This window comes from Mesorhizobium sp. WSM4837 (assembly GCF_055811435.1).
On the sequence record NZ_JBVVQE010000060.1, the window covers coordinates 1 to 18,940 of the forward strand.

Consider the following 18,940-nt stretch of genomic DNA (forward strand, 5'->3'; position numbering starts at 1 on the left):
CCGCCCATCGCCCGCCGCCGGCGGGGCCCACTCCCACCCTCCCGCCCCCCGCCGGCCCCCCCCGCCGCCCCCCCCCCCCGCGCGGGGGCGGCGGCGCCCCCCCCCCCCCCCCCCTCGCCAGCTCGCGGATGCCGGGCTCGATGTGCTGCAGCGCGATCGAGGAGATGCCGAGCCGCATGAAGCGCGACGGCTTTTCGGTGCGGTCGAAGAAACGGTCGCCGGGCTCGATGATGACGCTGCGCGAGGCGGCGGCCTCGGCCAGCCCGCGCGAATCGGTGCCGCGCGGCCCTTCGAGCCAGAGCGACGCGCCGCCGGCGGAATCGGTCGAGCGCCACTCCGGCAGGAAGGCGGAAATCGCATGGATCAGACGCTTGCGCCGTTCGTCGAAGGCGCTCGACAGCCGCCGCACCAGCGCCTCGTGATGGCCAAGCGACAGGAACAGCGCGACCGCGCGCTGGTTGTTGGCCGGCGGATGACGCAGCATGAAGCGGCGCAGCGCGCGAAGCTCGGAGATCAGCCCGGCCGAGGCGACGATGTAGCCGAGCCTAAGGCCCGGAGCCAGCGTCTTCGACATCGAGCCGACATAGATGACGCGGCCGGAACGGTCGAGGCTCTTCAGCGCCTGCTGCGGCGCCTCGTCCAGAAGCTGGCTGTCATAGCCGTCCTCGATGATGATCTGGTTGTGGCGATTGGCGCGCGCCAGCAAATCCTGCCGGCGCTCCGCCGACAGCGGCACCATGGTCGGGCAATGGTGGCTGGGCGTCACGAAGACGAAGCCGGAAACGTTGGGAATAGAAGCGGTTACAATGCCGGAATGGTCGACCGGGACCGGTGCGACGTCGGCACCCGCCAGCCGGAAGATCGAGCGTGCGTCGGGATAGCCGGGGTCTTCCATGGCCACCTTGGAGCCCTTGGTCATCAGCAGCGTCGCCAGCATGTAGAGCGCGTTCTGCGCGCCGAGCGTGACGATGATCTCATCGGGATTGGCGAAGATGCCGCGCCGCGGCAACAGCCGCGCCTGGATCTGCTCGATCAAAAGCGGATCGTCGCGGTCGACCATGTCGGACGCCCAATTGCGGATCTCGAGCACGGCCAGCGCCATGCGGTTGCACTCGCGCCACTCGGCTGTCGGGAACAGTGCCGGATCGAACTGGCCATAGACGAAGGGGTAGGACGACTTGATCCAGTTGTCGTGCTTGGCCGGCGGCGGCATGTCACTGGCCGCGATCTGCCGGCGCGCCTTCCAGTCGATCTCATTGGCCTGGTCTGGCGCCTTCTGGTGCGGTTTGGCCGGCGTCGCCAGCACGTCCGGATTGACGAAATGGCCGCGCCGTTCGCGCGCCACCAGGAAACCCTGGTCGACGAGCTGCTGGAATGCCAGCACGACGGTGCCGCGCGCCACGCCGAGTTTCTCGGCCAGGATCCGGCAGGACGGAAGCGGCATCGAAGCGGCGATTTGCCGGTCGAGGATGGCGGCGACGATCGCTTGGCGGATCTGCGCCTGCAGGGTCTGGCCGGATTCCGCCGAAATCCGGAACAGGCCGGACCATATGGCCGTGTCGTTTCGCTGTGGCATGCGGATGTTCCTCGATGGCCAGCCTTTTTCACCTGGCTGGACCAGTCGAATGTACCGGTGGCACAAGCTGTTGCGCCAATCAATTTTTCTGATCACTGGGATTTACGCCAGTGATCCTTCCCAAGGGTGACGCAAAGCGTCATCCCGCTGGTGACGCAGCGCGTAATCCCGCTGGTGACGCAAAGCGTCATCCGGCTGCCTGACGCAGCGCGCCATCCCCCGCGTGCCGCGTTGCGTCATCGCTGCCTGACGCAACGCGTCATCGCGGCGCATTGAAACCAGTCGATTTCGGCTAGATAGTTCGGCGCGACGACACGCGCCGGAAACACCCGGTCTGTTATGTTGGCATTTCAAGGCTCGGAGTAAGGCAGTGGATCAATCGTCCTTTCAAAAACAGCTCGACGCCCTGCGCGATCACCGTGCGGCCAAATCGGGCAGCATGCGCGAGGCTTTCGCCGCCGATCCGCAGCGCTTCGAAAAATTCTCCGCCACCGACGGGGACCTGCTGCTCGACTGGTCGAAATGCGCGGTCGATGCGCAGACGATGGATCTGCTCGAGAAGCTGGCGGCAGCCGCCGATCTCGAAGGCCGGCGCGCTGCGATGTTCTCGGGCAAGAAGATCAACGTCACCGAAGGCCGCGCCGTGCTGCACACCGCGCTGCGCAACCTGAACGGCAAGGGCATCGTGCTCGACGGCCAGGACGTCAAGGCGCAGGTTGTCGCCGTGCTCGATGCGATGGGCGGCTTCGCCGATGCCGTGCGCTCCGGCAAGGCGGCCGGCGCCACCGGCAAGAAGATCACCGACATCGTCAACATCGGCATCGGCGGGTCCGACCTTGGCCCGGCCATGGCGACGCTGGCGCTGGCGCCCTATCATGACGGGCCGCGCACGCATTACGTGTCGAACATCGATGGCGCCCATATCCACGACACGCTGAAGGGCCTCTCCGCCGAAACCACGCTGTTCATCGTTGCTTCCAAGACCTTCACCACCATCGAGACGATGACCAATGCCGAGACGGCGCGCGAATGGGTGCAGAAGGCGCTCGGCAAGGAAGCGGTCGGCAAGCATTTCGCCGCCGTCTCGACGGCGCTCGACCTGGTGGCCAAGTTCGGCATTGCGTCCGACCGCGTCTTCGGCTTCTGGGACTGGGTCGGCGGACGCTATTCGGTGTGGGGCGCGATCGGCCTGCCGGTGATGATCGCCGTCGGCCCGAAGAATTTTCGCGCCTTTCTCGATGGCGCGCATGCGATGGACGAACATTTCCAGACGGCGCCGCTGGCCAGCAACCTGCCGGCGCTGATGGGGCTGATCGGCTGGTGGCATCGGGTGATCTGCCAATACCCCGCCCGCGCCGTCATTCCCTACGACCAGCGCCTGTCCAGGCTGCCGGCCTATCTGCAGCAGCTCGATATGGAATCGAACGGCAAGAGCGTCACCCTCGACGGCGGCGCTGTCCAGACGCCGACCGGCCCGCTGGTCTGGGGCGAGCCCGGCACCAATGGCCAGCACGCCTTCTTCCAGCTGCTGCACCAGGGCACCGATTTCATTCCGGTCGAATTCCTCGCCGCAGCCATCGGCCATGAGCCGGATCTCAATCATCACCACGACCTGTTGCTCGCCAACTGCCTGGCGCAGTCGGAGGCGTTCATGAAGGGTCGCACGCTGGAGGAAGCGCGTGCGCAGATGCTGGCAAAGGGCATGGCGCCCACCGAGGTCGACAGGATCGCCCCGCATCGCGTCTTCTCCGGCAACCGGCCCTCGGTGACGATCCTCTACAGACAACTCGATCCGCATACGTTCGGACGGCTGATCGCGCTCTATGAGCACCGCGTCTTCGTCGAGGGCACGCTCTTCAACATCAATTCCTTCGACCAGTGGGGCGTCGAGTTGGGCAAGGAACTGGCGACCGGGCTGCTGCCTGTCGTGGAAGGCAAGGAGAATGCCGCAAAGCGGGACGCTTCGACTGCCGGACTGGTGGGACACATCCATCGATTGCGCGGATCGGAGTAAGCGGCTTGGCCGAGATCAAGGGAATATTGTTCGACAAGGACGGCACCCTTGTCGACTTCAACGCGACGTGGCTCGGCGTTGCCGATTTCATGGCGATGGATGCGGCGGAGGGCGACCGCTGGAAGGCCGACAGGCTGCTTGCCGCGGCGGGCTACGATTTCGCCACCAAACGCTTCAAGCCCGATTCCATCTTTGCCTCCGGCACCAACATGGATGTCGTCGAGCTTTGGTTTCCGCGACTGTCGGATGAAGACCAGATGCTTGCCGTCGCCCGCTTCAACGAGATCACGTCGGTGCAGGGCTCGTCGATGGCGGTGGCGCTGCCGGGCATCGTCGAGACGCTTGGCGTTCTTCACAGGAAATCCTACCGGCTCGGCGTCGCCACCAACGATTCGACCACTGGCGCTGAGAAGACATTGCTCACGCTGGGCGTCGCGCAGCTGTTCGACGCCGCCTATGGTTACGACGCGGTGGCCAATCCGAAACCGGCGCCCGACACGATCCTCGCCTTCTCGGACCTGACCGGCCTGAGGCCTGCCGCGATCGCCGTGGTCGGCGACAATCGCCACGATCTGGAGATGGCGCGGGCCGGCGGCTGCGGTCTGGCGATCGGCGTGCTTTCCGGCACCGGCACGCGGGAATCGCTGTCGCAGATCGCCGACGTCATTCTGGATTCGGTTGCCGATCTGCCCGACTTTCTTTCGGCAAAGGTCAAGGAGACGATCTGAACTCGCCTCCGGGTTGCTCCGGCTCGAACGAGAAGACGCCGCTCGGCTTCGTCGCCGTGCCTTGGCCGACATCCGGCACCTGGTATTCGGCCAGAAGGTGAAGCCGCGAGCGGGGCAAGTAGGCGCGGCCCGGGTCGCCGATCAGCACATTGATGCCGGCGGCCAGGCAGCGGTCGAGGAAGGGGATGACCCGGTCGGCGAGATCTTGCCGGTAAAACAAGTCGCCGGCTGCCACGACGTCCACTGGCGGCGGCGGACCAGCGGTGATGTCCTCGCCGACGACCGTGATTTCGACGCCGTTCGCCGCCGCATTGAGACCGAGCGCGGCGACGCCATTGCGGTCGATCTCGGATGCAATCACTTGGCTGGCGCCGGCCCTTGCCGCGGCGATACCGACGAGGCCAGACCCGGCGCCGAGATCGAGCACGCGAAGCCCAGCCACGGTCTCCGGCCGATCGAGGATGTAGCGGGCAAGCACCGCGCCGCCGGCCCAGGCATAGGCCCAGTAAGGAGGCTGCGGCTCGGGGCCATCCTCGTCGGCTTCGTTTGCTTCTTCTTCCGGCTCGGCTGCTCGTCCTTGTGGACGCGTCAGCCGCCACAGTCCGCTCGCTGGATGGGCTGCATAAAGCCGGATTTCGGGAAGCGCGGCAACAGGGGCGATACGCATGTTCGCCTTGATGAACGTTAGCGGATCGGGACGGGAAAGCGTATCCGCCGCGTCATCGACAGTAAGGCTATCGGCCAAAATTGTCCCTATTCCCGCCCAAATTCTTCCTATTCCCGCAACGCCCGCCGCAGGATCTTGCCGACCGGCGTCTTCGGCAGTTCGGTCCGAAACTCGATGTATTTTGGCCGCTTGTAACCGGTCAGGTTCTCGCGGCAATAGACAGTCAGCACCTCTGCGGTCAGCGACGGGTCCTTCTTGACGACGAACAGCTTCGGCACTTCGCCTGAATGCTCGTCCGGCACGCCGATCGCGGCCACTTCGAGCACGCCCGGATGCAGCGCCACCACTTCCTCGAGTTCGTTCGGATAGACGTTGAAGCCGGACACAAGGATCATGTCTTTCTTGCGGTCGACGATCTTGGTGAAGCCGCGCTCGTCCATGAAGCCCATGTCGCCCGACTTGAAGAAACCGTCCTTGGTCATCACCTTGGCGGTCTCGTCCGGCCGGTTCCAGTAACCGGCCATCACCTGTGGTCCGCGGATGCAGATCTCGCCGACTTCGCCGGGCGGCAAATCATTGCCGTCTTCGTCGCGGATGGCGATCTCGGTCGAGGGCAGCGGCAGGCCGATCGTGCCGGTGAAGTTGCCGTCGCTGAATGTGTTGGCGGTGGCCACCGGCGAGGTTTCCGAAAGCCCGTAGCCCTCGGTGACCGGGCAGCCGGTCAACGCCTTCCAGCGTTCGGCGACACCCTTCTGCACCGCCATGCCGCCACCCAGCGTCAGGATCAGCGGCCTGAAGTCGAGCTTGCGGAAATCCTCATTGTTGAGCAGCGCGTTGAACAGCGTGTTGAGGCCTGGAAAGATGTGGATCGGGTATTTGCCGAGTTGCTTGACGAACCCGGGAATGTCGCGCGGATTGGGAATGAGTATGTTCTGGCCACCCAGTTGCATGCCCATCAGCGCGTTCACCGTCAGCGCGAAGATATGATAGAGCGGCAGCGCGCAGATGAAGTTGAGATGCGCCGGCTTGGGCTTGACCGTGAAGGCGTCCTCGATCCACAGCGCGTTCTGCGCGACGTTGGCCAGCACGTTGCTGTGCAGCAGCACCGCGCCCTTCGAGATGCCGGTGGTGCCGCCGGTATATTGCAGGAAGGCGACGTCGTCGGCAGCGACCTTCGCCGGCTTGAAATTCATGCCGGCGGCTGCCTTCAACGCTGCGTTGAACTTGACATGGCCCGGCAGCGACCAGGCCGGCACCATCTTCTTCACGCGGCGCACGACGAGATTGACGATCGTCCCCTTCAGGCCGCCAAGCATGTCGCCCATCGCCGCGACCACGACATGCTTGACCGCCGTTTTGGCGATCACCGCCTGCAAGGTGCTGGCGAAATTCTCGAGAATGACGATGGCTTGCGCGCCGGAATCCTTGAGCTGATGTTCCAGCTCGCGCGGCGTGTAGAGCGGGTTGACGTTGACCATGACATAGCCAGCGCGCAGCACTGCCATCATCGCAACCGGATATTGCAGCACGTTCGGCATCATCAGCGCCACGCGTGCGCCTTTCGGCAGTCCCGTCGATTGCAGATAGGCGCCGAAGGCGGCCGATTGCCGCTCGACTTCCGCATAGGTGATGGTCTTGCCCATGCAGGTAAAGGCAGGCCGGCTGGCGTACTGCTTGCAGACGTCGGCGAGCAGATCGCCGATGGAGCCGAAGGGCAGAGCGCCGATCTCGGCCGGAACGACTTTCGGATAGCTTTTGAGCCAGGGTTTTTCCGGCAATCCGGCGGCAACCACATTCGGCAGCCTTGTGGCCGGACCTGGGTTTGACGTCGATGCAGCCGCTGTCGGTGCTGCCTTCGCCGCTGGTTTGGCGGCGGCGGGCTTTGCGCCACCCTTGGCGGGCACCGCGGCCGCCTTCGGCTTGGCTTTGGCCGTCGGCGCTTTTAGCTTGTCGGGGCTGGCCGGTTTCGCAGCAGTTTTGGCCTTGGCTGTCGCTGGTGCCGTCGTCCTTGGTGTTTTTGCCACTCGTCCCTCCCTCGATTGTTCTTATTGTCTCTGCCTGCTCGCCGCGTCGCCTCCGAATGACAGAGACGTCCTCCACTGCTGCCGGCATCCAGGAAATCCAGCCTGTCATCTATGTATTGCGACTATCGGCAGCCGTGCAAGTCTGTGCCTGCGGCAAGGTGGGAAGAAATCGTCCGCGGCAACGACCAGCCGAAGGTCGCAGTTCCTCACCAACGCCGGGTTGAAGATCAATAAAAAAATGCAGTCGTTAACATTACCGTGATAGGCGGTAACTGACATTTTTTTCTCCTTTTTGGCGAGTGCGCAGAAATAAATTCTGCTTCCCATGGGGTAGGCAAACGGGGTGTTCCAAAGCCGGAAAAACGGTGCTTATATGCGCGCTTCACGAGCCTGATAGAGGGGCTTGGAAGAACATCAGGGAGTCCTCCATGAAAAAGAAACTGACTTTTGCGGCCGCGTTGCTGGCCGCAAGCGTCCTCGGCGGCATGGCCAATGCGAAACAGCTGGTCTACTGCTCGGAGGCGTCGCCGGCCGGCTTCGACCCGTCGCCGTGGAGCGGTGGCAACGATTTCGACGCGTCGTCGCGCACCATCTATTCGCGCCTGGTCGAGTTCGAACACGGCAAGACCACCATCACGCCTGGCCTCGCCGAGAGCTGGACGGTTTCCGACGACGGTCTCGAATACACGTTCAAGCTTCGGCCGGGCGTGAAGTTCCAGACCACCGACTACTTCACGCCGACGCGCGATCTCAACGCCGACGACGTGATCTTCTCCTTCGAGCGCCAGTGGAAGAAGGAAAACCCGTGGTTCGACTATCTGGCAGGCACCGGCTGGGAATATTTTGCCGGCATGGGCTTCCCGGATCTTCTCAAGGAAATCGTCAAGGTCGACGACCTGACGGTGAAGTTCGTGCTGAACAAGCCTGAGGTCGCTTTTCTGCCGGATCTCGGCATGGATTTCGCTTCGATCGTCTCCAAGGAATATGCCGACCAGCTCGACAAGGCTGGCACCAGGCAGCAATTCACCCAGAAGCCGATCGGCACCGGTCCGTTCCAGTTCGTCGACTACCAGGTCGACGCGGTCATCCGCTATGCGGCATGGGACGGCTACTATGGCGGCCGCCAGAAGATCGACGATCTGATCTTTGCCATCACCACCGATCCGGCCGTGCGCGCGCAGAAGCTGAAGGCGGGCGAGTGCGATATCATGTCGTACCCGGCGCCGGCCGACATTGCCGGCCTGAAAGCCGACCCGAACCTCAAGGTCGACGAGCAGGAAGGCCTGAACATCGGCTACATGGCCTACAACACGACGCAGGCGCCCTTCGACAAGGTCGAGGTCCGCAAGGCCCTCAACATGGCCGTCAACAAGCAGGCCATTCTCGATGCCGTCTATCAGGGCGCTGGCCAGGCGGCGATAAACCCGATCCCGCCGACGATGTGGTCCTATAACAAGGAGGTCAAGGACGATCCCTACGATCCCGACGCGGCCAAGAAGATGCTGACTGATGCCGGCGTCACGGATCTGTCGATGAAGATCTGGGCAATGCCGGTCAGCCGCCCGTACAATCCGAATGCCCAACGGGTCGCGGAACTGATCCAGGCCGACTACGCCAAGATCGGCGTGAAGGCCGAGATCGTCAGCTACGAATGGACCGAGTATCGCGAACGCGGCAAGCAGAAGGACCGTGACGGGGCCTTCCAGCTCGGCTGGACCGGCGACAATGGCGACCCGGACAACTTCCTATTCCTGCTCGGCTGCGATGCCATCGGCCAGTCCAACTATGCGATCTGGTGCAACCAGGAGTTCGAAGCCCTCCTGCAGAAGGGCAAGGCGACCACGGACGTCGCCGAGCGCACCAAGATCTACGAGGAGGCTCAGGTCGTGTTCAAGCGTGAGGCGCCGTGGCTGACCATCGCCCATTCCAAGGTCTTCATGCCGATGAACAAGAAAGTTACGGGCTTCGTCATGGATCCGCTCGGCATCCACCGGTTTGACGGCGTCGACGTCGCCGAATAACTGCTGAGAAATAGAACGGCGACGCTGGACTTAAAGCGCCGCCGTTCTATGAAGCAAGATGCTCCGCTATCTCCTCCACAAGCTCGCCTTGATCATCCCGACCGTGTTCGGCATATCGCTGGCGGCGTTCGCTTTCGTCCGGCTTTTGCCGGGCGACCCGATCACGGCCCTGGCCGGCGAGCGCGGCGTCAGCCCGGAACGCTACGCCGAGCTTGTCGAGCGGTTTGGCTACAACCGGCCCTATGTCGTCCAGTATCTCGAGTATATCGGCAGGGTCCTGACCGGCGACTTCGGCATATCGCTCGCCACCAAGCGGCCGGTGCTCGGTGAATTCCAAGCGCTGTTTCCGGCGACGCTGGAACTGGCGACGATCGCGCTGATCATCGCCGTGCTCATCGGCATTCCCGCCGGCATCTTCGCCGCGGTCAAGCGCGGATCCTGGTTCGACCAGGCGACGATGGGCGTGGCGCTGACCGGCTATTCGATGCCGATCTTCTGGTGGGGACTGCTGCTCATCATCTTCTTCTCCGGCTATCTCGGCTGGACGCCGGTTTCCGGCCGCATCGGCCTTCAATATTTCTTCAAGCCGACGACGGGGTTCATGCTGATCGACAGCCTGATCTCCGGCAAGAGCGGCGCTTTCAGGTCCGCCGCCAGTCATCTTGTCCTGCCGGCGATCGTGCTGGCGACAATCCCGCTCGCCGTCATAGCGCGCCAGACGCGGTCGGCGATGCTGGAGGTGCTGGGCGAAGACTATGTCCGCACCGCCCGCGCCAAGGGCCTGGCGCCGCGTCGCGTCATCGGGCTCCACGCTTTTCGCAATGCGCTGATCCCCGTCGTCACCACCATCGGCCTGCAGGTCGGCACGCTGATGGCGGGCGCCATCCTGACCGAAACGATCTTTTCCTGGCCTGGTATCGGCAAGTGGATGATCGACGCGATCGCCAAGCGCGACTATGTTGTCGTCCAGAGCGGCTTGCTGATCATCGCGCTGATCGTCATGGCGGTGAACCTGATCGTCGACGTGCTCTACGCCGTCATCAACCCACGTATCCGGGTGCAGTGAGATGACCGACCAAACCACGGCAGAAGCCACCGCCGCCTCCATTCCGACCGGCGGCCGGCAACGCGCCTTCACCGAGTTCTGGCATTACTACTCGATGAACACCGGCGCCGTCATCGGCCTGGTCGTGTTCACTGCGCTGGTGCTGGTGGCGATCTTCGCGCCGTTGGTCGCGCCGCATTCGCCTGACGAACAGTTCCGCGATGCGCTGCTGGCGCCGCCGGCCTGGCAGGAGGGCGGCAGATCGACGTTCCTGCTCGGCACCGACGCCGTTGGCCGCGACATGCTTTCGCGGCTGATTTTCGGGGCTCGGTTCTCGCTGTTCATCGGTCTGGTCGTCGTTGTTTTCTCGCTGACCAGCGGTATCGTCCTCGGCGTGCTCGCCGGCTATTTCCGCGGCTGGGTCGATACGCTGATCATGCGCGTCATGGACGTCATCCTGGCCTTCCCGTCGCTGCTGCTTGCCCTAGTTCTGGTGGCGATCCTCGGACCCGGCCTGTTCAACGCCATGCTGGCGATCGCGCTGGTGCTGCAGCCGCATTTCGCGCGGCTCACCCGTGCGGCGGTGATGGCCGAAAAGAACCGCGAATATGTGATCTCCGCCAAGGTGGCCGGTGCCAGCCATCTCAGGCTGATGGTGAAGACGATCCTGCCGAACTGCATGGCGCCGCTGATCGTGCAGGCGACGCTGTCCTTCTCCAACGCCATTCTCGAGGCCGCGGCTCTTGGCTTCCTTGGCGTCGGCGCGCAGCCGCCAACCCCGGAATGGGGCACCATGCTGGCCACGGCGCGCGAGTTCATCCTGCGCGCGCCATGGGTGGTGACCTTCCCCGGCCTTGCCATCCTGATCACGGTGCTTGCGATCAACCTGATCGGCGATGGCCTGCGCGATGCCTTCGACCCCAAGCTGAAGAGGTCGTGACCATGCCTCTTCTCGAGATCAAGAACCTCACCGTGTCGTTTGATACCGCCGCCGGACCATTCATGGCCGTGCAAGGCATCGACCTGTCGATCGAGCCGCGCGAGGTGCTGGCGATCGTCGGCGAATCCGGCTCCGGCAAATCGGTGGCGATGCTCGCGGTGATGGGGCTGTTGCCGAACACGGCGACGGTAAAGGCCAATCGCATGGCCTTCGACGGCATCGACCTGCTTGAGCTCAGCCCGTCCGAGCGCCGCAAGATCGTCGGCAAGGACATCTCGATGATCTTCCAGGAGCCGATCGCCAGCCTCAACCCGTGCTTCACCGCTGGTTTTCAGATCGAGGAGGTGCTGCGCTTCCATTTGGGCATGGACCGCGCCCAGCGCCGGGCCCGTGCCATCGAACTGATGAAGCTGGTCGGCATCGCCGATCCGGAAGAGCGGCTGAACTCATTCCCGCACCAGATGTCGGGCGGCCAGTGCCAGCGCGTCATGATCGCCATCGCCATCGCCTGCAATCCGAAGCTGCTGATCGCCGATGAGCCGACCACCGCGCTCGACGTCACCATCCAGAAGCAGATTCTCGACCTTTTGGTCGGCTTGCAGGCCAAATACGGCATGGGCCTGATCATGATCACCCACAATATGGGCGTCGTCGCCGAGACAGCCGACCGCGTCATCGTCCAGTACAAGGGCCGCAAGATGGAAGAGGCCGACGTTCTGTCGCTGTTCGAGCAGCCGAAGAGCAACTACACGCGCGCGCTGCTGTCGGCGCTGCCGGAGAACGCCGTCGGCGACCGGCTGCCGACCATTTCCGACATGCTGTTCGAACCGGCCCCCTCTGCTGCTGGAGCCGGGCGTGCTGCGGGAGCCGCGTCATGAGCGTGACGGTTCTCGAAGGCAAGAACATCGTGCGCGACTACCATGTCGGCGGCGGCCTGTTTCGTCCCTCGCGCACGGTGCATGCGGTCAAGGGCGTTTCGTTCAGTGTTGACAAGGGCAAGACGCTGGCCATCGTCGGCGAAAGCGGCTGCGGCAAGTCGACGCTCGCACGTATCATCACGCTGATCGATCCGGCGACAGCGGGCGAACTCTTCATCGACGGCAACAAGGTCGACATCGCCAAAAATGGGCTGACGAAGGAGATGCGTCGCAAGGTGCAGATCGTCTTCCAGAACCCCTATGGTTCGCTCAATCCGCGCCAGAAGATCGGCGACGTGCTGGGCGAGCCGCTGCTCATCAACACCGACACGCCAGCCGACGAACGGCGCGATCTCGCCATGAAGATGCTGAAGAAGGTCGGCCTTGGACCGGAGCACTACAACCGCTATCCGCACATGTTCTCGGGCGGCCAGCGCCAGCGCATCGCCATTGCCCGCGCGCTGATGCTCAATCCGAGCCTTTTGGTGCTCGACGAGCCGGTCTCGGCGCTCGATCTGTCGGTGCAGGCGCAGGTGCTCAACCTGCTCGCCGACCTGCAGGACGAGTTCGAGCTGACCTATGTCTTCATCAGCCACGACCTGTCGGTGGTGCGCTACATCGCCGACGAGGTGATGGTCATGTATTATGGCGAGGCCGTCGAGTACGGTTCGCGCGACGAGGTCTTTGCCGACCCCAAGCACAGCTACACCAAAACGCTGTTCGCGGCGACGCCGCGCGCCGACGTCGCCAGCATCAAGGCGAGGCTGGCGAAGAAGAAGGCCGCCTGACGCCGCAATTGCGGTACCCAGCCCATGCTGAGGTTCAGGGCGCCGGCTGATCAAAGACTACAGCGACGGCGATTCCTACGGAATGCAGTGCTTCTCGACGTCACGCGCGGTGAACTCTGCTGCTCGCCGCCATGCTTCGTCGGTATCTCCCCGGTAAGTCAGGTATCGATCGCAGATAGGTTTGTTGTTGCTCAAATCCAGCACTGCAAACTTCACCCAGCCGACCAGCGTGCTCATCTTGTGCACCTGACCGATCAGGAGATATTTCGCGCTGGCTGTTTTTGCCTGTTTCGAGAGATCGACAAGGCCGGGGTCCTTGATGGTGCACTGTTCTGCCTGACAGGGTAACGCGACCAGCTTGATCTTCTCCGAAAGGCCATCCTGCAACGTAACGCCAAATGCCTTCAGTCGCGCTTCGTGTTCGGCGGTCTGGTCCCTGACTTCGCCTGATGTATCCCTGAACTCGAAATCCGCGACGGCGAGGGTCGCTGGCTCGACGACATCGGCAAAAGCGGCCGGCGCAAGTAGACCAGCGACCATCAGGATCAGGAAAAATTGTCCACACTCAAAAAGTCGAAATCGAACTTCCGCACTTTGCACCTTGAGCATCTCGTTTCTCCGAGGTTAGGACGATACCCATCCCAATGACGGTGCCGATTTGTCTCTTCGCGCTGCTGGAAGACGCGGAAGCGGGCGCAGACTACCCGGTTGCGTCGCGACGTCAACTTTCAACCTGTTACTGGGTGGACTCCACCTCCGCCACAACCAGCTTGCCTTTGGCGCGCGAGATTTCGAGTGCCTGGCCGGCCCCTGCCAACGCGCCCGGGACCGAGATCACGAACGCCTGGCCCTCGCTGAGGGTCGCGACGAAGCGCACTGGCAGGTTTTCTTCGCCCGCCGCCATCGTGGTGACCACCCGATAGCCGTCCTCCGCCTCGGTGTAGTAGACGACGCCGTGAAAATTGCCGAGATCGACGGTCCCACCCTGACGGGCCGTGAGTTCGCCGGCAGAAGTGGAACCTGCCACGACGCAAAGCGCCGCAAGTGCTGTGTATCTGAACATCGTGTTTCTCTCCATTTGGAATTGTCGTTTGGGTGGGTGGTCGCCTGCGGCTGCATCCCCCAAAATTACGCTGCGAGCTGATCCTCACGGGCAGCCGCGATCATTACGCTGGCGAGCAACCCGTAGGCCGCCTCCCAAGCCTCGCGGACAGCCGGCGTAAAAGCCGTGCCGAGGCCGGCCGCCAGCGTCTCGATGAGCGCTTGTCCGACGATCGGGTAATGACGCTCCTCGACACCGTAAGTCACGTGACGCCTGGCGAGCACGCGCACCGTCGGCAGGATGGTGTCGGCTCGGTCCAGTCCATGCACGACGAAGCCGAGGCTCGCTATCAGCTTGGCGCCTTGCTTGGTCATGTCTGTCACCGGAAACAGCGCGCGAAGATCCGCGTCGATCGCGAACAGGCGCTCGTAGAACAGCGCGGCGGCGGCCACGCGGATCGGCACGATCTCGCGAAAACTGTCCTGGACAAGTCTGGTCTGGTCGGGTGTCATCGGCGACGCTCCTGCGTTCCTGGTCTTGCGGCGACCATCGCCCCAAAGCGTTTCGCATGCATGTCGCCTGCGCCTGGATGTGTTTCAGTTGTGTCTCAATTGGTTTCAGTTCGCGCTCATTTGACTTCTTTATCTAGAGGCACGCCGAGAGTGGCCAGGCCGAACTCTCGCCGACCTCGACCTGGCCATAGCTGAAAAACCTGGCGCGGCGCCAGCTTGGAACTGCATCGGCAGTCGGTCATTATATCGGAGAGCCGGCGGCTCCTCCCCTATGCCTCCGTTCGGATGGAGAAATCATGCTGCGGATATTCATTGCTTCGTCTTTTCTTCTCGCCTTCGGTGCCCCCTCGACCACGCTCGCGCAGGGCAGCAGCATCGAGAGCGAGACAGGCCGCGTTGCGGTCGAGACCTTTGCCGAAGGGCTTGAGCATCCCTGGGGCGCGACTTACCTGCCCGACGGCGCGTTGCTGGTCACCGAGCGTCCGGGGCGGCTGCGGCTTGTCTTGACCGACGGAGCCGTTTCCGATCCGATCGACGGTGTGCCGGACGTCCTTGCCAGCGGACAAGGCGGTCTGCTGGATGTGGCGCTCGATCCGGACTTTGCCAACAACCGAACGGTTTATCTCTCCTATTCGGAGCAACGCGGCGGCGGCGCGGCCACCTCGGTCGGCCGTGGCCGCCTGGACAAGAACGGCAGCGCGCTTTCGAACTTCGAAGTGATCTTCCGGCAGGAACCAGCCGTATCCAGCCGGCTGCACTACGGCTCCCGCCTGGTATTCGCGCCGGACGGCAAGCTCTTCGTCACGCTCGGTGAGCGCGGCAAGATGCGAGAGGCGCAGGACCCGAACAATCATCTCGGCACGATCGTCCGCATCAACCCCGATGGTTCCGTGCCTGACGACAATCCGTTCGTCGGCAAGGACGGCGCCGACGAGATCTGGTCCTACGGCCATCGCAATGTGCAAAGTGCTGCGCTCCAACCCGAATCCGGCGTGCTCTGGACGGCGGAAATGGGACCGCTCGGCGGCGATGAGCTGAACATTCCGCAAGCGGGCAGGAATCACGGCTGGCCCGTGGTCAGCTGGGGCCGGCACTATTCGGGCGAACGCATCCCCGAACCGTCGACGCGGCCGGAGTTTGCCGACTCCATCCATAGCTGGACACCCGTCATCTCGCCTTCCGGCATGACCTTCTACACCGGCGACATGTTTGCCGATTGGCGCGGCGACCTCTTGATTGGCGGACTGTCGGCGGAAGGCATCGTTCGTGTCAGGATCGACGGAAAGCAGGTCGCCGGCGAGGAAGTCCTCGCTCTCGGCAGGCGTATCCGGGACGTGGTGCAGGCCCCCGACGGCGCGGTCATGGCGCTAACCGACGAACCAGCGGGAAAGATATTGCGACTGACGCCGGCAGCGTCGCAGTGATGCCGCGCGGTGCGACAGGCGCGTTTTCTGAACTGGTCGCTCTACCCTCGGAATCCCGCTAAGCCTTGAGAAATATTAGTGTCGCTTAGTGACGCGAAGACCTGAGTGAAATTCAAAAGTCCTACATTTGCCACAGAAATTGCTGATTTTGTTGCGCTCTGCATGACGCTGAACTCATTCGAGGACGGGATTAGACTGCGGCCCGGCGAAGTGGGTCCGAATATTCTGTCCGGCTTCTTTAGAAAGCTATAGGCCAGTTCTCTGCGCGGCAGTCGCGACCCTGGCCGACAAATGGCCCGACAGTGCCGCTGCGAGCCTGACGGGTGCGCCTGTAGCGGCAACGCTAGCCAACTACCGACAGCCTTATGTCCAGGTGCATGACTGAAGCGGCCGGTGCCGGTGGTCGTCGGCACCTCGGCGAGCACGCCTCATGTACTGTCTAGATTTGCCGGCCTAGCCGGTCCTGTGGGCGTAGCTAATGACGTTCTTTGTCTTCTTGCACGTGGAGCAGACCTCTTTTCGTCGGCTGAATCCGAATGCGCAGGCAAGCTCTCGTGTCTTGTGATTGGCGTGCTGGCGAATTGACAGTTTGATACTGTCCGCAATGCAGTCGTCGCAAACGGCGCGGGGAGCTTTCCCTTGGATGAACTCCCGTACAGTGTCCAAGACCGTCATGTGCTATCCATTGCTTGAGGAGCTACAGCTGCAGTTTGAGTTTCAAAGGCTTCCGGGAGCGGCAGGGCTGCCGAGCCTGTCCCATGCTTCTTGATACTGAGGAAGCGCATAGGACTTTGGCTGTAGCCAATACGATATCGTGCCAGTTGCACTCATTCCCCGATGCGCTGCGGCTTTCACTTCGTCCTTCGTGAGGACATAGCACGTTGGTGCTGCGGTGTTCGCATTGATCGTTAGAACCCACCAATCTGAGCGAAGGGTGTCCAGCGAACCACCCAGCGGCACTGGGTCTTTCTTCGATAGAGCTTTTGACTGAATCGGTAGGACGCGGCTCTCATCGTCGCTTGCGGCATAGAGGTCTGCGCCACGTGCGTTTCGCACGGTGGGCATGACATGCCAACCGCGCCGCGATAGTTCCCGCGCTACGTGGTACAGACCGGCGTTGCCAGTCAGCTGATGTCGCATTTCAACCCCCTTTATTAGACTTGCCGCTTTCGGTACGGTCCGTGCTCGCCCGGCCTGCGGCGCGACGCCCGTAGACATTCATATTTCCAACGGCGGTAATAGTCACAATCAGTCCCAAGGAGGGGCCGGTCCCGATTTTCGGCACGGAGGGATACAAGTCGGAGAAAACGTTGCTTCGAAATCCCGCCAGATTTTTTCTGACTCCCTGCTGTTTCACCGCGCACGTCAAGGCGACCTGGAGCGCAAATAAGTCGCCCAACCACAAACAGCCTTGTCGTAACGATAAATGACCTGACAGCGGCATATCCCCGACAGCCAGCATAGACGCGCGGCATCCGACACGTGCAGCATCAGACTTCTTTGAGCAGGCTGAAGAACTCTGCCTTCGCCTACGAAACGTCTCCCTTTGATCGTTACCGTCGTCTGGGCTGCGCGCCTTCAGCAGCGCGCGATTGCTGAGTTTCGCGACGGCTCCCATCTTGCCTGCCTTAAAGCCTTTCAATAGCGAGTCGCACATTGGCAGCCCCTTGACTGCCGGCACGAGTTAGATACCTTTCCAGCGCGTCTTGAGAGAAGCGGCCCCTGGCGCCTTTGGATAAGCCGCATGATAACCGACGACTTTACGTCGAAGAGAAGCAAGAAGCAGCACGACTGCCCGACATAACTCCCGAACAACAACAACCCGGCCTGCCGCCCGCGACGGGCGTTGCGGCCCCTAGAGAGTAATGGAGAAGGTCATGCCTAAACTTGTTGAGTATCAGGATGGCGAGGTGGACGTGAAATCGCGCAATCCGCTGAGGGGAACTCTTGCGCTAGTGGATGATGAAGACCACGACGTCGACCTTGAACTCGATAAGGATAGAAAATACGAACCGGCCAGCGCGTACCCTGCCCAGGCCAACATTGAGAGCAGACAGGACTAGGAGCCAAGGAACCCCGGACGGTTGGTTGTCGGGGGCGGCGTGGCTTCTTCCTTTTTTTCGACCAGATTGTCGTCCCTCCCGCCTTTAGTGAGCACCGCACCGGAGAGCCCATTTTTCCCATCGATCTCTCTCGAAATCCTAGTCCGAATATCTGCACGGATCACCGGATCCTCGGGCAGGCGGCTCGCAAACCATTCAGGAAGATTGTCGCCAGCGTTCTTGTCCATGGCGCCAACAATGTTTTCTGCCGCCTTATGTTCCAAGTTTCTTAGGGCCTTCATTCTATCGCCCGTCCTTTGCCTCGCGATGGCGCATCAGGGCCGAACCGATCGCGCAGCTTTACCAGATCGAGCGTGTCACGGTGGTGACACGGCCCATGATGGCAGTGCGCCGTCACCGTCATCTTCGCGTCGATCAGAGATTGGAACGTCCAGCCCTTTTGCCATTCGGCCGATATGGCGCCGGTGTGGTCAGCACGCCAAGCGTTCGTCATGGTGGACTATCGCATCGAGGACCACTTCGTAGACACTCCCTATGTCTTCCTCGATCTCGACTTCGCCGATACCTACAGCTGCTTACTGCCGGTCCGGGCGATAGACGAGGAAAGCGAGACGGACGGCAGCGCGTAGACTGGGACGCGACCTCTATGCAGAAGACCCGCCGCTACATTTGCGAAGCGACGGGCCTCCGCCCCATTCCCCCATACCTGACCATGCAACTGCCGTGCCAGACTTATTGACCCATCGCGGGACACCTTATGGCTTCTGCGCAGGCCTGGATGTTGCAACAAGGATATGCCAGTCGGACCAGGCTCGGCTGTGGGAATTCCCACACCGGGGAAAACATTGGAAAAAGTTTTGCTTTCCGGAAAGCGGGGCCTTCGGCCATTAACCGGCGTACGCGGCCCAGCGCTGAAGAGAGACGAAAGCCGCCTGCAAAGTGGACTTTTGAACCTTTTGAGTGTTCCGCCGAGGGCGCCCATAGAAATTTTCTGCCGCTACTCGGGGCTCTCAAAGCCGAGCAACAATGTCCCGAAGGCGGTTAATGTGCGGGAGTAGTCGGCCAGACCTTGCCTCGTCCCGAATGTCGAAGCTAGCCAGTGTCGTCTGCACGGCCTCATGGAAGCTCTCAGGGGTGTCTAAAATAGATGGTGAGTAGATGGCTGCTGGACAGAAATCC

Annotated in this window: 18 protein-coding genes; 10 read left to right on the forward strand and 8 right to left on the reverse strand. The window is 62.3% G+C overall.

All coding sequences use genetic code 11. The features are described 5' to 3' along the window. Nucleotides 1–1,576, reverse strand: a 1,576-nt coding sequence (pdxR, locus tag AC0L3D_RS27335; protein WP_473646386.1) for a MocR-like pyridoxine biosynthesis transcription factor PdxR, incomplete at its 3' end; no start/stop codon positions are given. 370 nt (nt 1,577–1,946) lie between these two features. On the opposite strand from pdxR, the gene pgi reads away from it, so the two are divergent. Further along, the gene (pgi, locus tag AC0L3D_RS27340) at nt 1,947–3,590 is read left to right on the forward strand and encodes a glucose-6-phosphate isomerase (protein ID WP_023802892.1); all 1,644 of its coding nucleotides are present in this window, start codon (nt 1,947–1,949) and stop codon (nt 3,588–3,590) included. Between the two features lie 5 nt (nt 3,591–3,595). After that, on the forward strand, nt 3,596–4,318 hold the full coding sequence (locus tag AC0L3D_RS27345) for an HAD family hydrolase (protein WP_023802893.1): 723 nt from the start codon (nt 3,596–3,598) through the stop codon (nt 4,316–4,318). On the opposite strand, the gene AC0L3D_RS27350 is transcribed toward AC0L3D_RS27345, so the two are convergent. Next, nucleotides 4,302–5,063: a class I SAM-dependent methyltransferase gene (locus tag AC0L3D_RS27350; protein ID WP_473480047.1), complete on the reverse strand. Its 762-nt coding sequence runs from the start codon at nt 5,061–5,063 to the stop codon at nt 4,302–4,304. The two genes, AC0L3D_RS27345 and AC0L3D_RS27350, sit on opposite strands and share 17 nt — an antisense overlap. Nucleotides 5,064–5,092: 29 nt before the next feature. Further along, nucleotides 5,093–7,009, reverse strand: a complete 1,917-nt coding sequence (locus AC0L3D_RS27355; RefSeq protein WP_473536472.1) for a long-chain-fatty-acid--CoA ligase — start codon at nt 7,007–7,009, stop codon at nt 5,093–5,095. Between the two features lie 428 nt (nt 7,010–7,437). On the opposite strand from AC0L3D_RS27355, the gene AC0L3D_RS27360 reads away from it, so the two are divergent. From AC0L3D_RS27360 to AC0L3D_RS27380, 5 genes are read left to right on the forward strand one after another with little or no spacing between them, the layout of a single operon-like run. Further along, nucleotides 7,438–9,030, forward strand: coding sequence for an ABC transporter substrate-binding protein (locus AC0L3D_RS27360; protein ID WP_023802896.1), 1,593 nt, complete (start codon nt 7,438–7,440; stop codon nt 9,028–9,030). 58 nt (nt 9,031–9,088) lie between these two features. Beyond that, the gene (locus AC0L3D_RS27365) at nt 9,089–10,096 is read left to right on the forward strand and encodes an ABC transporter permease subunit (RefSeq protein ID WP_023802897.1); all 1,008 of its coding nucleotides are present in this window, start codon (nt 9,089–9,091) and stop codon (nt 10,094–10,096) included. Between the two features lies 1 nt (nt 10,097). Continuing rightward, the gene (locus AC0L3D_RS27370; protein WP_023802898.1) at nt 10,098–11,015 is read left to right on the forward strand and encodes an ABC transporter permease subunit; all 918 of its coding nucleotides are present in this window, start codon (nt 10,098–10,100) and stop codon (nt 11,013–11,015) included. Nucleotides 11,016–11,017: 2 nt separating this feature from the next. Further along, nucleotides 11,018–11,893 carry an ABC transporter ATP-binding protein gene (locus tag AC0L3D_RS27375; RefSeq protein ID WP_473629021.1) on the forward strand — a complete coding sequence of 292 codons (876 nt, stop codon included), beginning with the start codon at nt 11,018–11,020 and terminating at the stop codon, nt 11,891–11,893. Further along, entirely contained in the window at nt 11,890–12,720 is an 831-nt protein-coding gene (locus AC0L3D_RS27380; protein WP_287066903.1) for a dipeptide ABC transporter ATP-binding protein, read from the forward strand. Before AC0L3D_RS27375 ends, AC0L3D_RS27380 begins: the two co-directional genes overlap by 4 nt. Before the next feature lie 75 nt (nt 12,721–12,795). Here the strand turns inward: AC0L3D_RS27380 and AC0L3D_RS27385 are convergent, their stop codons facing one another. The 3 genes from AC0L3D_RS27385 to AC0L3D_RS27395 all read right to left on the reverse strand — a co-directional run bounded on the left by AC0L3D_RS27385 (nt 12,796) and on the right by AC0L3D_RS27395 (nt 14,274). After that, the gene (locus AC0L3D_RS27385) at nt 12,796–13,329 is read right to left on the reverse strand and encodes a DUF2380 domain-containing protein (protein ID WP_473628996.1); all 534 of its coding nucleotides are present in this window, start codon (nt 13,327–13,329) and stop codon (nt 12,796–12,798) included. Nucleotides 13,330–13,456: 127 nt separating this feature from the next. Beyond that, nucleotides 13,457–13,783, reverse strand: a complete 327-nt coding sequence (locus AC0L3D_RS27390) for a hypothetical protein (RefSeq protein ID WP_473628995.1) — start codon at nt 13,781–13,783, stop codon at nt 13,457–13,459. 65 nt (nt 13,784–13,848) lie between these two features. Next, on the reverse strand, nt 13,849–14,274 hold the full coding sequence (locus AC0L3D_RS27395; RefSeq protein WP_023802903.1) for a globin family protein: 426 nt from the start codon (nt 14,272–14,274) through the stop codon (nt 13,849–13,851). A gap of 296 nt (nt 14,275–14,570) precedes the next feature. Here AC0L3D_RS27395 and AC0L3D_RS27400 point away from each other — a divergent pair, with 296 nt between their 5' ends. Continuing rightward, nucleotides 14,571–15,698 carry a PQQ-dependent sugar dehydrogenase gene (locus AC0L3D_RS27400; RefSeq protein WP_473628994.1) on the forward strand — a complete coding sequence of 376 codons (1,128 nt, stop codon included), beginning with the start codon at nt 14,571–14,573 and terminating at the stop codon, nt 15,696–15,698. Nucleotides 15,699–17,575: 1,877 nt separating this feature from the next. After that, nucleotides 17,576–17,761: a hypothetical protein gene (locus AC0L3D_RS27405; RefSeq protein ID WP_473628993.1), complete on the forward strand. Its 186-nt coding sequence runs from the start codon at nt 17,576–17,578 to the stop codon at nt 17,759–17,761. On the opposite strand, the gene AC0L3D_RS27410 is transcribed toward AC0L3D_RS27405, so the two are convergent. Beyond that, complete coding sequence (locus tag AC0L3D_RS27410; RefSeq protein WP_473628992.1) at nt 17,758–18,042, reverse strand: hypothetical protein; 285 nt, start codon at nt 18,040–18,042, stop codon at nt 17,758–17,760. The two genes, AC0L3D_RS27405 and AC0L3D_RS27410, sit on opposite strands and share 4 nt — an antisense overlap. Then, nucleotides 18,039–18,254: a hypothetical protein gene (locus AC0L3D_RS27415; RefSeq protein WP_473628991.1), complete on the reverse strand. Its 216-nt coding sequence runs from the start codon at nt 18,252–18,254 to the stop codon at nt 18,039–18,041. Before AC0L3D_RS27415 ends, AC0L3D_RS27410 begins: the two co-directional genes overlap by 4 nt. Between AC0L3D_RS27415 and AC0L3D_RS27420 the strand changes: the two genes are divergently transcribed. Then, nucleotides 18,253–18,390 carry a hypothetical protein gene (locus AC0L3D_RS27420; protein WP_473628990.1) on the forward strand — a complete coding sequence of 46 codons (138 nt, stop codon included), beginning with the start codon at nt 18,253–18,255 and terminating at the stop codon, nt 18,388–18,390. The genes AC0L3D_RS27415 and AC0L3D_RS27420 overlap by 2 nt on opposite strands. Nucleotides 18,391–18,940 lie beyond the last annotated feature (550 nt).